General features: G+C 63.4%; 14 protein-coding genes. 11 read left to right on the top strand and 3 right to left on the bottom strand.

Annotated elements, in window-relative coordinates; translation table 11 throughout:
- Positions 1–2 precede the first annotated feature (2 nt).
- Genes IHQ72_RS31215 through IHQ72_RS31205 form a run of 3 tightly spaced genes read left to right on the top strand, consistent with a single transcriptional unit; the run spans position 3 to position 2,379 of the window.
- Positions 3–1,211: an agmatinase family protein gene (locus IHQ72_RS31215; RefSeq protein WP_258119489.1), complete on the top strand. Its 1,209-nt coding sequence runs from the start codon at positions 3–5 to the stop codon at positions 1,209–1,211.
- Between the two features lie 2 nt (positions 1,212–1,213).
- A complete protein-coding gene (locus tag IHQ72_RS31210) occupies positions 1,214–1,756 on the top strand; it encodes a hypothetical protein (RefSeq protein WP_258119488.1) in 543 nt (180 codons plus the stop codon).
- Positions 1,757–1,794: 38 nt separating this feature from the next.
- A complete protein-coding gene (locus IHQ72_RS31205) occupies positions 1,795–2,379 on the top strand; it encodes a HupE/UreJ family protein (RefSeq protein WP_258119487.1) in 585 nt (194 codons plus the stop codon).
- A 156-nt stretch (positions 2,380–2,535) separates the two neighbouring features.
- On the opposite strand, the gene IHQ72_RS31200 is transcribed toward IHQ72_RS31205, so the two are convergent.
- Positions 2,536–3,249, bottom strand: coding sequence for a GntR family transcriptional regulator (locus IHQ72_RS31200; RefSeq protein WP_258119486.1), 714 nt, complete (start codon positions 3,247–3,249; stop codon positions 2,536–2,538).
- Positions 3,250–3,511: 262 nt separating this feature from the next.
- On the opposite strand from IHQ72_RS31200, the gene IHQ72_RS31195 reads away from it, so the two are divergent.
- From IHQ72_RS31195 to IHQ72_RS31170, 6 genes are all read left to right on the top strand, one after another.
- Positions 3,512–4,600 carry an ABC transporter ATP-binding protein gene (locus IHQ72_RS31195; protein ID WP_258119484.1) on the top strand — a complete coding sequence of 363 codons (1,089 nt, stop codon included), beginning with the start codon at positions 3,512–3,514 and terminating at the stop codon, positions 4,598–4,600.
- A gap of 34 nt (positions 4,601–4,634) precedes the next feature.
- Complete coding sequence (locus tag IHQ72_RS31190) at positions 4,635–5,924, top strand: ABC transporter substrate-binding protein (protein WP_258119483.1); 1,290 nt, start codon at positions 4,635–4,637, stop codon at positions 5,922–5,924.
- 229 nt (positions 5,925–6,153) lie between these two features.
- Positions 6,154–7,038: an ABC transporter permease gene (locus tag IHQ72_RS31185; protein ID WP_258123991.1), complete on the top strand. Its 885-nt coding sequence runs from the start codon at positions 6,154–6,156 to the stop codon at positions 7,036–7,038.
- A gap of 4 nt (positions 7,039–7,042) precedes the next feature.
- Positions 7,043–7,861, top strand: coding sequence for an ABC transporter permease (locus tag IHQ72_RS31180; RefSeq protein ID WP_258119481.1), 819 nt, complete (start codon positions 7,043–7,045; stop codon positions 7,859–7,861).
- 8 nt (positions 7,862–7,869) lie between these two features.
- Positions 7,870–8,616 (top strand): aspartate/glutamate racemase family protein, encoded by a 747-nt coding sequence (locus tag IHQ72_RS31175; protein WP_258119480.1) that lies wholly within the window; start codon positions 7,870–7,872, stop codon positions 8,614–8,616.
- Positions 8,617–8,621: 5 nt separating this feature from the next.
- A complete protein-coding gene (locus IHQ72_RS31170; protein WP_258119478.1) occupies positions 8,622–9,458 on the top strand; it encodes a GNAT family N-acetyltransferase in 837 nt (278 codons plus the stop codon).
- Between the two features lie 17 nt (positions 9,459–9,475).
- Here IHQ72_RS31170 and IHQ72_RS31165 read toward each other — a convergent pair whose 3' ends face one another.
- Positions 9,476–10,015, bottom strand: coding sequence for an Lrp/AsnC family transcriptional regulator (locus tag IHQ72_RS31165; protein WP_258119477.1), 540 nt, complete (start codon positions 10,013–10,015; stop codon positions 9,476–9,478).
- Positions 10,016–10,063: 48 nt separating this feature from the next.
- On the opposite strand from IHQ72_RS31165, the gene IHQ72_RS31160 reads away from it, so the two are divergent.
- Together IHQ72_RS31160 and IHQ72_RS31155 are read left to right on the top strand one after the other, a co-directional pair.
- Positions 10,064–11,236 carry an MFS transporter gene (locus IHQ72_RS31160; RefSeq protein ID WP_258119476.1) on the top strand — a complete coding sequence of 391 codons (1,173 nt, stop codon included), beginning with the start codon at positions 10,064–10,066 and terminating at the stop codon, positions 11,234–11,236.
- A gap of 155 nt (positions 11,237–11,391) precedes the next feature.
- Complete coding sequence (locus IHQ72_RS31155) at positions 11,392–11,817, top strand: GNAT family N-acetyltransferase (RefSeq protein WP_258119475.1); 426 nt, start codon at positions 11,392–11,394, stop codon at positions 11,815–11,817.
- Here the strand turns inward: IHQ72_RS31155 and IHQ72_RS31150 are convergent, their stop codons facing one another.
- The gene (locus IHQ72_RS31150; RefSeq protein WP_258123990.1) at positions 11,818–12,948 is read right to left on the bottom strand and encodes an anhydro-N-acetylmuramic acid kinase; all 1,131 of its coding nucleotides are present in this window, start codon (positions 12,946–12,948) and stop codon (positions 11,818–11,820) included.
- Positions 12,949–12,951: the final 3 nt, after the last annotated feature.

Raw genomic sequence — 12,951 nt, 5'->3', positions numbered from 1 at the left:
GAATGTCCAGAAATATCCCCGAACGCAGCCACCGCCGGGCAGGGCTGGTCGCCCGGGAGGCCAGGGAACGCTTCCACCACCCGGATTTCGACGCGCGCGGCACCCAGGGCTGGAAGTCGATCGAGGCCGAGGGCAAGCTGCCGGAAAGCGGCTGGCGCAAAGAGCAGCAATGGGCGCTCGACATGGGCCTGCCGGGATCGGAGTCGATCGTCGACAAGTCGATCCCGACATTCGCGCGCGGCGAGCTGCCGCATTTCGCCGGCATCAATACCTTTCTCAAGGCGCCCTATGTCGAGAACGTCCGCGACGTCGGCAAATATGATGCTGCCGTCATCGGCATCCCTTTCGACAGCGGCACCACCTACCGGCCGGGAACCCGCTTCGGGCCGCAAGGCATTCGTCGCATCTCGGCGCTCTACACGCCGTACAACTACGAGCTCGGCGTCGACCTGCGCGAGCAGATGACGCTGTGCGACGCCGGCGACGTCTTCACCATTCCCGCCAATCTCGAAAAAAGCTTCGACCAGATCACCAAGGGCGTCAGCCATGTCGCCTCGTCCGGCGCGCTGCCGATCATGCTGGGCGGCGACCATTCGATTGGATTTCCCTGCGTGCGCGGCATCGCCGACGTGACCTCGAAACGCATCGGCATCATCCATTTCGACCGCCATATCGACATCCAGGAAAAGGATCTCGACGAGCGCATGCACACCACGCCCTGGTATTGGGCGACCAACCTGCCGAACGTCTCGGCGACCAATCTCGTGCAGCTCGGCATCGGCGGCTGGCAGGTTCCCCGCTACGGCGTCGCCGAGGCGAGGAAGCGCGGCACCAACGTGCTCACCATTGCCGACATCGAGCAGATAGGCCTTGAGAAGGCGGCGGAAATCGCGCTCGAACTCGCATGGAAAGACACCGACGCCGTCTACATCTCTTTCGACGTCGACAGCCTCGATTGCGGTTTCGTGCCCGGCACGGGCTGGCCTGAGCCGGGCGGCTTCCTGCCGCGCGAGGCGCTCAAGCTGCTTGGGCTGGTGACGGCGCCCGGCATTTGCGGGCTGGAGGTGGTCGAGGTCTCGCCGCCCTACGACACGTCGGACATCACCGCGCTGTTCGGCGTGCGTGTCGTCGTCGAGGCGCTCGGCTCGATGGTCGCCCACGGCAATCTCGGCAAGCATAAATCGATCATCGACAAACCGGTGAGTTTTTGACCATGCACGACGATCATCACCACCACAGTCATGACCATGGCGACGGTCACCACCATCATCATGGCCCGAATGGTCGTCATGACCATCCGCACGCCCTCGGCCACAACGGACCCGCTGGCAAGCCGCTGCAATGGCAGACGCCGCATCTGGCGCATGACCAGGCTCACGAGCCACCCGCCGATCCCGCATCGGTCGACCTCGATCTTGTCGAAACCGCCTTCCTCGAAGGCTTTGCCCGGGCGCCGGACCCATCCAGCTTTCTGCGTCTGGCCGGCATACCCTTTGTCGGCGAGAGGGCGGACGGCGTGCGGCTTCATCTGCTTCGCGTCGAAACCGATGATCTGGTCGACGTCGGCGCGGTCATGCCGCTCGTCGGTGGCACCGGCGTCGCCTATCACCCGTTGCCGGCGCGCCTGACATCGCACCGCCGCCGCCTCGCTTTCATCTATCACGATGGCACTGAGCAAAAGCCGCTCGGCTTCGCCGCGGCGCGTGCCCTTACGGACCGTTCCGCGGCTTCGCAATTCGCCGTTCCCGGGCACTGAAACCAGAACCCGGTCACTCTTATCAACCAGGTACAACCATGAAAACATTCGCAAGACTTGGCACCCTTTCATCTCTCGCCGCGCTCATACCTTCGCTGGCGTTCGCCCATAGCGGCGGCGCTCACGTCTACGGCTTTTTCGCCGGCCTCGAACATCCGCTGTTCGGCATGGATCATCTGCTCGCCATGGTCGCGGTCGGCATGATTGGCGCTCTGGCCAGCGGGCGCAGTATCGTCCTTGTGCCGCTGTTCTTTGTCTCGGCCATGGTCGCCGGAGCCTTGCTCGGCATGGCCGGCATCGGCCTGCCTTCCCTTGAAACCGGCATCGCGCTGTCGCTCGTGACCTTTGGTGCCATGGTCGGCCTTGCCCGGCCGCTGCCGCTGGCCGCCGCAGCAGCACTGACAGCCCTGTTCGGCCTCTTTCACGGCAACGCCCACGGCCTCGAGATCTCCGAGAGCGCCAGCGGCATCGCCTACGCCGCTGGTTTCATGCTCGGCACGTCGATGCTGCATGCGATCGGGGTGTTGTCCGTCTTCAAGCTCGCTCGTTGGCCGATGACGGTCCGCACCGCTGGGATCGCCACCTCGCTGGTTGGAATGGCCATGGCGGCCCAAGCTTTTTGAGACGCGGCGAACGCCAAACAGAACTGGAATGCAGATGAGCCAGAAATGGTCGATGAGGCTGCGGCGCATTCGCGACATGCTGTACCAGATCCTGAAAATCCGGGCCCAGCGGCTTTGAAGGGCGCGGTTTTCGCGTCCCTCCGGTCGGAATGACCGTCAGAATTCGAGTGCCTGCCTGAGTGCCGGACCGCTCCTGACGCGCAGATCGAGGTCGGCCTCGATATGGTCGATGTGGTGCAGCATCAGTGCGCTGGCCCGTTCGGAATTGCCATTTTCCAGCGCCTCGAGGATATTCATGTGCTCGCTATGGCCGCAGCTCGACACGCCCGAGCGGCCATAGAGCGCGATCACCAGCGATGACCGCGCCACCAGCTCTTCCATGAAGCGCTGGAGGATCGCGTTTCCGGCAACCGAAGCCAGCAGAAGGTGAAAATCGCCCGAAGCTTTGATTTCCGAGCGTCTTGCATTTGGTCCGCGTTCGGCAATGAAGCGGCCCTCTTCATCGAGCTGCGCCTTGAAGGCAGCGACATGGTCCGGCGTCATCCGCCCGGCTGCGGCAATCGCGATGCCGGGCTCGATGAGCCGGCGCGAAGCGAAGACCTGACGCGCTTCCTCCGGCGACGGGTTGGCGACGAAGGCGCCGCGATTGCGCTCGATCCGCACCAAGCCTTCGAAGGAGAGCATCTGCAGCGCCGCGCGCGCCACGGTGCGGCTGACATCGAACAAAGTGCCGACCTCGCCTTCCGACAGCTTGGTTCCGGGCGCCAGCCGGCGATCGACGATCGCGTCGCGCAACTGGTCGCGGATTGCCTGGGCGCGATCCTCGTTGGCACTGTCGACAGCAGGGAAAGTCTGGTCGGCTATATTCATGATGGTGGTCCCTGCGCCTTTCTACCCTGAATCGGGTCGCTTGCACGAGGGCCAAAGTGAATGCGATGTCAGAAAAGATTGCATACGATTTTTGCGCGAATCGCCGGCTATCGCCTATAATTTGTGCATCGCATAAGCGTGTCGTTTCGGCGGGCAGCCGGATGCGAGTCCGATTTTCCCAAGGAATCAATTGTTTGAGGTCGATGGAGGGCAATTGGCATGCATGATGCTTTGCTTAAGTTGATTTAGAGAAGGAAGCCGGATGTCCAAAGCCGCCGAAATCGACATCGTGTCCGTTTCGAAGATCTATGGCGCAACGACTGCCGTCGAAGACATCAGCCTGAAAATTCCCGCGGGAACCTATTGCTGCCTGCTCGGGCCGTCCGGCTGCGGCAAGACGTCGACGCTGCGCATGATTGCCGGGCACGAAAGCATATCGAGCGGCGACGTGCGTCTCGGCAACACAGTGGTCACTGACCTGCCGCCGGCCAGGCGCGGCACCGCCATGATGTTCCAGTCCTACGCGCTATTTCCGCATCTCGACCTGGTCGACAATGTTGCGTTCAGCCTCAAGATGAAGCGTGTCGGCAAGGAGGAGCGCCGCGCCAAGGCGCTCGATATGCTGAAGCTGATGCAGATGGAGGGCTACGCCAGCCGCCGACCGGCGCAGCTTTCGGGCGGACAGCAGCAACGCGTCGCTCTGGCTCGGGCGCTGATCACCGACCCCGAGGCGCTGCTGCTCGACGAGCCGCTCTCGGCGCTCGATCCGTTCCTGAAGATCCGCATGCGGGCGGAATTGAAGAAGCTGCAGACGTCGCTCGGCATCACTTTCGTTCACGTCACCCATAGCCAGGAGGAGGCCATGGCGCTCGCCGACCTCATCGTGGTCATGAATGACGGCCGCATCGAGCAGGCGGCGCATCCGCGCATCGTCTTCGAGCGGCCGGCCACTGCGTTCGTTGCCCGTTTCATGGGCGATCACAACGTCGTCTCCGGCCGCGTCAGCGGCAGCCGCGACGGCATGGTTGTTTTCGATGTGCCGGGTGGCGCCTCGCTTGCGGCCAGCGGGCAGGGCAGGGCGATCGGCGAGCCGATCGATATCGCCATTCGCACCGACCATGTGCGGATCGGCGACCCGCCGGCCACGGGGCTGGGTTTCGCCGGCATCGTCTCCAATATCGAATACCGCGGCTCGACCGTGAAGCTCTCGGTCAATGGCGCCGGTATCGAGGATTTTACCGTGATCGTCGACGACACCAGCTTCTTCGCCAAGCCGGTCTCCGTCGGCGACGCCGTGCCGATCGCCTGGGACGCCGAGGACGCGATCGTCCTTGGCCGTTTCGATTCCTGAACCAGAATAACCAGTTAAAACAGGGGAACTGACCATGACCAACACCACAGACAAGAAGACAGGAATTTCCCGCCGCTCGCTGCTCAAGACCGGTGCCGCTGTCGTTGGTTTTGCCGCCGGCTCGGGCGCCATCACGGGCTTCCCGACGATCTGGGCGCAGAACCCGATCACGCTGCGCCAGTTCGGCACCGGCGTGTCCAACCTCAACGCCATCGCCGACAAGTGCAAGGCCGATCTCGGCATCACGCTGGAGATGACCGCGACCGATTCCGACGCCGCCGCCCAGCGCGCGGTGACCCAGCCGGACAGCTATGACATCGCCGACATCGAATACTGGATCGCCAAGAAGGTGTATCCGTCCGGCGTGATGCAGCCGATGGATGTCAAGAAGCTGAAATATTACGACAAGATCGTACCGCTCTTCATCACCGGCAAGCTGACGCCCGACAGCGTCATTGCCCAGGGCACCGCGCCGCATACGGTCGGCTTCGTCGAAGCGCAGGACGCCAAGACCTTCGCCAAGGAACCGACGCAGTGGATGACGATGGTTCCGACCATCTACAATGCCGATACGCTCGGCATCCGCCCCGACCTTGTCGGCCGCGACATCACCACCTGGGCCGACATCATGGATCCGGCCTTCAAGGGCAAGGCCGCCATCCTCAACATCCCGTCGATCGGCATCATGGATGCGGCGATGATCATGGAAGCCATGGGCAACATCAAATATGCCGACAAGGGCAACATGACCAAGGAGGAGATCGACAAGACGATCGACTTCCTGATCAAGGCCAAGCAGGACGGCCAGTTCCGGGCGTTCTGGAAATCGTTCGACGAGAGCGTCAACCTGATGGCTTCAGGCGAAGTGGTCATCCAGTCGATGTGGTCGCCGGCCGTCGCCGCGGTCCGTTCCAAGGGCATCGCCTGCAAATACCAGCCGCTCAAGGAAGGCTACCGCTCGTGGGGCGGCGGCCTTGGCCTGGCGGCGCATCTCAAGGGCGCCGAGCTCGACGCCGCCTACGAATATATCAACTGGTATCTGTCCGGCTGGGTCGGCGCCTATCTCAACCGTCAAGGCTACTACTCGGCCGCCATGGATACGGCCAAGCAGTTCATGTCCGAGGACGAATGGGGCTACTGGGTCGACGGTAAGCCGGCCAAGGGTGACATCATGGCGCCGGACGGCAAGGTCATGGAGAAGGCGGGCGCCGTGCGTGACGGCGGCTCCTTCGTCGAGCGCATGGGCAAGGTCGCCTGCTGGAACTCGGTCATGGACGAGGACCGCTACATGGTGAGGCGCTGGAACGAATTCATCGCGGCGTAGCGCAACCTCTTCCCCTTCTCCCCTTGTGGGAGAAGGTGGCCGAGCGAAGCTCGGTCGGATGAGGGGTGTTGGACGGATCGCTAACGCTGAGTTTCTTCCAACACCCTCATCCGTCTTGGCGCTGCGCGCCAATCCACCTTCTCCCACAGGGGGAGAAGGAAACGCGGCCTCAGCCGCATAGCCGACCACCACCGAGATGTTCATGACAGTTGCGCTCGAACGCCCTGCAATGGCCGCCGCCAAACCCGCCAGGCGCGGCCGTTTCTCGATCGGCGCGATCGTCCCCTATCTCCAGGCGACACCGCTGGCGCTGATCCTCGGCGCGTTCCTTTTGCTGCCGATCCTGATGATCGCCGTGGTCTCTTTCTGGGACTACGACTTCGCGGCGATGTACCCGGATTTCCTGACCACCAACTATTCCGACACGCTCGGCTCCTGGGTCACCTGGAAAACCTATCTGAACACGCTGAAATACGCCGCCATCGTCTGGGCGCTGACGCTGTTCGTCGGCTTCTGGGTCGCCTATTTCCTCGCCTTCCATATCAGGACCACCGCCATGCAGATGGTGCTGTTCCTTGTCTGCACTGTGCCGTTCCTGACCTCCAACATCATCCGGATGATCTCGTGGATTCCGGTGCTTGGCCGCAACGGCCTGGTCAACTCGACGCTGGTGCAGATCGGACTGATCCCGAAGCCGATCGAATGGCTGCTCTATTCGGAATTCGCCGTGGTGCTGGCCATGGTGCATCTCTACGCGCTGTTCATGGTGACGCCGATCTTCAACACGCTGATGCGCATCGACAAGTCGCTGATCGAGGCCGCGCGTGATGCCGGCGCTTCCGGCTGGCAGGTGTTGTGGAACGTCATCATCCCGCTCGCCAAGCCCGGCATGGCGATCGGCACCATCTTCGTCGTCACGCTGGTGATGGCCGACTTTTCGACGGTGCAGGTGATGTCCGGCGGACAGAGCGCCTCTGTCGCGCTGATGATGAAGAACCAGATGTCGCTGCTGCAATATCCGGCAGCGGCCGCCAACGCGGTCGTGCTCCTGGTTCTGGTGCTCTTGATGGTCGCCGGCATTCTGCGCATCGTCGACATCCGCAAGGAGCTGTGAGGCGATGAGCCGGGACAAGCGCACCCTCGAATTCTACGTGCTGGCGGCCTTCTTCGCCCTTTTCGTGCTGTTTCTCTACGGCCCGCTCTCGGCGATCCTGATCCTGTCCTTCCAGGGCGAGAATGGCGGGCTGACATTCCCATTGAACGGCGTTTCGCTGCACTGGTTCGCCAATCTATTCGAGCGCCAGGCGGTCGGCGATTTCGGCGGCAGTTTCAAACGCTCCTTCATCCTTGGCATGATGGTGATGGTCGTGACCGTTGGCGTGTCGCTGCTCGCCGGTCTTGCCTTCCGCCAGAAATTTCGCGGTGCCACCGCACTGTTCTATCTGGCCGTCGCCAGCCTGGTCGTGCCGTCGATCATCATCTCGCTCGGCATTGGCGTCGTCTTCCAGCAGATCGGCTTCCGCCCAGCTTGGTACACGTCTGCTTTTGGTGCACATCTGACATGGACCTTGCCGTTCGGCGTGCTGATCATGTTCGCCGTCTTCAACCGGTTCTCGCCGGCCTATGAGGAAGCCGCGCGGGACTTGGGTGCGACCTCCTGGCAGACTTTCGCGCATGTCGTCCTGCCGATGATCGCGCCCAGCCTGATCGGTGTCGGCCTGTTCGGTTTCACCCTGTCCTATGACGAGTTCGCCCGCACGCTGATGACCTCGGGCACGTTCAACACGCTGCCGCTCGAAATCTACGGCATGACGACGAATGTGACGACGCCGGTGCTCTATGCCCTGGGCACCGTGACGACCGTGTTTTCCTTCCTGGTGATTTTGGTGACGCTCGGCGCAATCGTCTATGTCGGCCGTCGCCGGGCGCGTATTTGAGAGCCGCAGTGCAAATCCTCGTTGTCAATCCGAACACAACCGCCAGCATGACCGAAACCATTGGCGCTGCGGCGCGGTTCGTCGCTGGCGCCGGAACGAAAATCGTCGCGGTTACGTCGTCGATGGGTCCGGTATCGATCGAAGGCTACTACGACGAGGCGCTTGCGGTGCCGGGCCTGCTGGTCGAGATCGCTGCCGGCGAGCGCTCAGGCGCGCAGGCCGCGATCATCGCCTGTTTCGACGACACCGGCCTCGATGCCGCGCGCGCCATGGCCAACATTCCCGTCATCGGCATTTGCGAGGCAGCGCTCAGCACGGCCTCGTTCATCGCCCAGCGCTTCACCGTCGTCACCACCACCGAGCGCTCGCGCGTGCCGGTCGAAGGGCTGGTGCAACGCTATGGCATGGCAGGACGGGCACGCGTGCGCGCCGCCGACATTCCGGTGCTTGCCCTCGAAGATCCGGCATCGGACGCGATCCTGAAGCTGCGGGGCGAGATCGCGCGCGCACTCGACGAGGATCGCGCCGAGGCCGTCGTGCTCGGCTGTGCCGGCATGGCCGATCTCGCCGCCGAGCTGCAGCGGCAATTCGGCGTTCCGGTCATCGATGGCGTCGGCGCGGCGGTCAAGCAGGCCGAGGCACTGATCGCGCTTGGCCTGTCGACGTCCAAGCGTGGCGCCTATGCAAATCCGCTGGCAAAGCCTTATCGTGGCGCATTGAAATCCTTTGCCCCCGGTACCGTTGCCGCCGAGTGATCGCAATGCGCCGAACGATCAGAACGCTCGCACTTGACGAACTGGAAACCCTCGTCGACTGGGCGGCAGCGGAGGGCTGGAATCCCGGCCTCGGCGATGCCGTGGCGTTCCAGGCGGCGGATCCCGACGGCTTCATCGGTGCCTTTGTCGATGGCGAGATGGTGGCCGGTATTTCGGCCGTCGCCTATGGCAACGATTTCGGCTTCATCGGTCTCTACATCTGTCGGCCGGACAGGCGCGGCGAGGGCCATGGCAAGGCGGTCTGGGACGCCGGCATGGCGCGGCTCGGCAGCCGGACAATCGGCCTCGATGGTGTCGTCGAACAGCAGGCCAACTACCGCAGCATGGGTTTTGCGCCGGTCTACCGAACGATCCGGTTCGTCGGAGCGCCGAATGTTCCGGAAGCCACCGATAGCGACATTTGCGCCATAGGCCCGGAACTCATGCCCGATGTCCTGGACTACGACAGCCGGTTCTTTCCCGCACCGAGGCGATCCTTCTTGGAACACTGGCTGCGCCCGCCGCACATGGCGCTTGCGATCGTCAGGGATGGCGCGATCGAGGGGTACGGCGTCGCGCGCCGATGCCGCGACGGCTGCAAGATCGGTCCGCTCTTTTCCAACAGCCTGGACGCAGCAAGCCGCCTTTTCGCGGCGCTCGCCAACCTCTCCGGACCCGGGAATGTCCATCTCGACGTTCCCGAGACTAGCGGGCAATTTGCAGGCCTGCTGACGTCCGCGGGCCTTCAACCGGGTTTCGAAACGGCTCGAATGTACAAGGGAAAAGCGCCGCAGCTCGCGCAGTCCGGGGTCTTTGCGATAACGACCTTGGAGCTGGGTTGATTGGACGCAGGGTGGCCCTAATACAGCGGCTTGGCCATGTGCCGGGGCGTCGGCCATTCGGTCGTAATCCCGGGCTGCACCGGCCGCTCGAGATAGGTCGACAGAACCACATAGCTTCGCGTCGAGGTGACGCCAGGTGTTTCGTAAAGACGCGACAGCAGGCCTTCGAGCGCCCGAGTGTCCTCGGTGCGGACCTTGATCAGCATGCATGTGTCGCCGGCCACCGAATGAATCTCCTCGACTTCGGGGTGCTCGGAAATCGCCATCAGTTCGGGGGTCTTTCCCCAGCCCTTGGTGTCGATGTGCACGAAAGCGAGCAACGGCTTGCGTACCGCCTTGGGATCGATGATCGCCGCGGTGTTGCGAATGGCGCCGCTGCGCCGAAGCCGCTTTACCCGTTCATGGGCTGCCGGCGGCGACAGGCCGACGCGATCACCGAGCTCGGCATAGCTGATCGTAGCGTCGTCGACCAGAACGCCTAATATCTTTCGGTCAATTGCGTCGACGTCCCGGACAGCGGGCCTGTTCTGCGGAATGCCATCTGTTTCTTCATCCATAATGAAATTCCTTGTTGATACAGAATTTAATACGGACATTATCGACGAATGTCGAACAGTGATCAAGTCGCAATACTGACGGCAAGGCCGCCTATTCCGGCGCTCGCCTATCTGCTGACCGGATGCATCGCCGTGATCGGTTCCAACTCGCTGGTTCTCGGTCCGATAGCACCGGCGGTCGCCGCCTCGTTTGCGACAAGCGTGCCGGCCGTCATGATCGCGTCCGCCGCGTTCGGCCTCGGCACATCCGCAAGCGCCCTGTTCCTGGCGCGCTATATCGATCGGCTTGGCGCCCGCCGCATGCTGCAAGGAGCCTTGCTGCTGCTGGCGGTCGCGCTTCTCGCCAGCGCCGCCGCGCCGACGGTAACGACGCTGGTTGCGGCCCAGCTTCTCGCCGGCATCGCCGCGGGTATCGCCATGCCGGCAATCTATGCCAGCGCCGCTGCGATCGCGCCACCTGGCCGCGAAAGCGGGACGATCGGCGTCGTGCTGATCGGATGGACGCTGAGCATGGTGGCCGGCGTCTCGTTGTCGGCGGTGCTTGCCGATCTGCTGCATTGGCGCGCCGTTTTCGCAGCGGTTGCGGTGCTTGCTGCGCTCGCGTTGACCGGCCTTACGCTGACGTCGCTGAGCGATGTCAGGAAAAGCGGCCCGGCGCCGACGCCGCTCGGCGCCTTGGCCGTTCCCGGCATAGTGCCGCTTCTGGTCGCCTGCGGCGCCTTCATGACCGCCTTCTACGGTGTCTATGGCTATCTCGGCGATCACCTTCACAATGGCTTGGGACGGCCGGTCAGCGCCAACGGGTTGGCCGCGCTCGCCTATGGCGCCGGCTTCGGCATGGCGGCACTTCTTGACGGCGTGATCGATCGGCTTGGCGCGCGACGAGTCATGCCGTTCGCTTATCTGCTGGTCGCGATCGTCTATGTCGCGCTCGCCGCGGCAGGCAGTAGTTTCCATCTGACCATCGCGATGGTGGCGGTCTGGGGCCTTGCCAATCATTTCGGGCTGAACGTCCTGGTGATGCGCCTCTCGGCGCTCGATCCTGCGCGGCGCGGCACGATCATGGGCTTGAACAGCGCGGTGACCTACCTCGCGGTGTTTGTCGGCACCACCGCCTTCGGACCGCTTTATTCCAGCTTTGGTTTTGCGGCATCGGCGGTGGCTGCAGCGTTGCTCATGCTGGTTGCCGCTTCGGCGGCGGCGTTGCATTCGCCACGGTAGTCGCGGACCATCGCAAGTAGCCGGTTTGAGCCACGCGGCGGCAGAGCTTGCGCCCCCCTCCTGTCCTTCGATAAATGCAAATGAAAGAGCGATAGCATCCGGAAGGACGCGGCGCTGTATACCGATATCCGGCTGTGAACCCGTCTGGACATGCGATGAACACGACGCTTGAAACCACCGCCGATCCTTTGCCGAAAGAACTCGCTTTTCTCGGGGAGCGGCTCAGCGCGTTCAACGACAGCGACGTCGGTCCGGCCAACAGGAAGGCACTGGCCGTGTTCGTGCGCGACGAGCACCGTGCGGTTGTCGCCGGCATCTCGGGATACACCGCCTGGGGCTGGCTCTATGTGCAATGGCTCTGGGTCGATGAGCGACTGCGCGGCCAGCACATGGCCGGCAGGATGCTGGACGCAGCCGAACAGGAAGCCGTCGCACGCGGCTGTCATGGCGCCTTGATCGACACGTTCAATCCGAAAGCGGCCAAGGTCTATGAGCGTCAGGGTTATCGGCCGTTCGGCGTGCTTCCCGATTTTCCCGTCGGCCGCGGCCGCGTCTTCCTGCAGAAGAAATTGTCGACTTGATCAGCCGGCAAGGCGCCCGCCGCGCATCGGCTGTGGCACACCGGTGGTGGTCGGGAAGCTGATCGGCAGACCCCTGAGCACGCGAACCGCAAGGAAAGCAAAGCACTCCGCCTCCACCGCGTCACCCTTCCAACTGAGCGCCTCCGCCGGCACGGCTTCGACGCCGGCGCGGCTGCCAAGCATGGCCATGATCGTCGGGTTGTGGCGGCCGCCACCGCTGACCACCAGACGCTTTGGCCGATGCGGCAGCAGGTCGAGCGCCTTGCCGACGGCTGCCGCGGTGAATGCCGTCAGCAGCGCTGCACCATCCTTCGCATTCAACCCATCCGCCATGGCCGCGCCGAAATCGAACCGGTCCAGCGATTTTGGATAGGGCTTGGCCAGATAGGGATGCTGCAAGAGCTTGGCCAGCCGAGCTTCGTCCACAGTGCCGGTCCGCGCGAGCGCGCCGTCGCGGTCCATTTCGCCGAGCCCTTTCGCCTTGATGAAATCGTTCAGCGGCGCGTTGGCCGGTCCGGTGTCGAAAGCGACGACATTGTCCTTGCCGTCCCACCAGGTGATGTTGGCGACGCCGCCGAGATTGAGGACCGCCGTGTCGCCGCTGATATCGGCATCGCGCAGCAGCGCGGCGTGGTAGGCCGCGGACAGCGGCGCCCCTTGCCCGCCGGCGCGCATGTCGGCCGAGCGGAAGTCATAGGCGACCTTGGTTTCCAGAATAGAATGCATCAACTCGCCATCGCCGAGCTGGCGGGTCTGGCCGAGCCGGCCGACTTGCGGCGCGCGATGCAGCACGGTCTGGCCATGGAAGCCGACGACCCCGATATCGGCCATCGTCAGCCCGTAGCTTTCGACCAGATCCTTGACGGCCGCCGACTGGGCGCGCGTCAGTGCTTCTTCAGCCTCGCGAAAGATCGCCGGCTCCGATCCGGTGAAATTCCAGGTCCTGGCTTGGCGCAGCGTCTCCTCCAGCAGGGTTCGGATCGATCCGGGGTAAGGCGCCAGCGTGTAGGTGCCGAAATCCGCGATCCGCTCGCCATCGGTCTTGATCAGCGCAACGTCGATATTGCCGTCCAGCACGGTGCCGGTCATCAGGCCGACGGCCCAGATTGGTTCCCCACTTTTCGCAATCATCAC

Origin of the sequence: Mesorhizobium onobrychidis, assembly GCF_024707545.1 — a bacterium.
In the GTDB taxonomy this organism is placed as follows: domain Bacteria; phylum Pseudomonadota; class Alphaproteobacteria; order Rhizobiales; family Rhizobiaceae; genus Mesorhizobium; species Mesorhizobium onobrychidis.
This window is presented reverse-complemented; position numbering and strand designations above follow the sequence as displayed.

Bases quoted from the DNA above. Each gene is read 5' to 3' on its own strand.
- IHQ72_RS31180 (WP_258119481.1), top strand. From the start codon at position 7,043: ATGAGCCGGGACAAGCGCACCCTCGAATTCTACGTGCTGGCGGCCTTC.
- IHQ72_RS31190 (WP_258119483.1), top strand. From the start codon at position 4,635: ATGACCAACACCACAGACAAGAAGACAGGAATTTCCCGCCGCTCGCTG.
- IHQ72_RS31165 (WP_258119477.1), bottom strand. From the start codon at position 10,015: ATGGATGAAGAAACAGATGGCATTCCGCAGAACAGGCCCGCTGTCCGG.
- IHQ72_RS31215 (WP_258119489.1), top strand. From the start codon at position 3: ATGTCCAGAAATATCCCCGAACGCAGCCACCGCCGGGCAGGGCTGGTC.
- IHQ72_RS31170 (WP_258119478.1), top strand. From the start codon at position 8,622: ATGCGCCGAACGATCAGAACGCTCGCACTTGACGAACTGGAAACCCTC.
- IHQ72_RS31150 (WP_258123990.1), bottom strand. From the start codon at position 12,948: ATGATTGCGAAAAGTGGGGAACCAATCTGGGCCGTCGGCCTGATGACC.
- IHQ72_RS31200 (WP_258119486.1), bottom strand. From the start codon at position 3,249: ATGAATATAGCCGACCAGACTTTCCCTGCTGTCGACAGTGCCAACGAG.
- IHQ72_RS31205 (WP_258119487.1), top strand. From the start codon at position 1,795: ATGAAAACATTCGCAAGACTTGGCACCCTTTCATCTCTCGCCGCGCTC.
- IHQ72_RS31210 (WP_258119488.1), top strand. From the start codon at position 1,214: ATGCACGACGATCATCACCACCACAGTCATGACCATGGCGACGGTCAC.
- IHQ72_RS31160 (WP_258119476.1), top strand. From the start codon at position 10,064: ATGTCGAACAGTGATCAAGTCGCAATACTGACGGCAAGGCCGCCTATT.
- IHQ72_RS31185 (WP_258123991.1), top strand. From the start codon at position 6,154: ATGGCCGCCGCCAAACCCGCCAGGCGCGGCCGTTTCTCGATCGGCGCG.
- IHQ72_RS31195 (WP_258119484.1), top strand. From the start codon at position 3,512: ATGTCCAAAGCCGCCGAAATCGACATCGTGTCCGTTTCGAAGATCTAT.
- IHQ72_RS31155 (WP_258119475.1), top strand. From the start codon at position 11,392: ATGAACACGACGCTTGAAACCACCGCCGATCCTTTGCCGAAAGAACTC.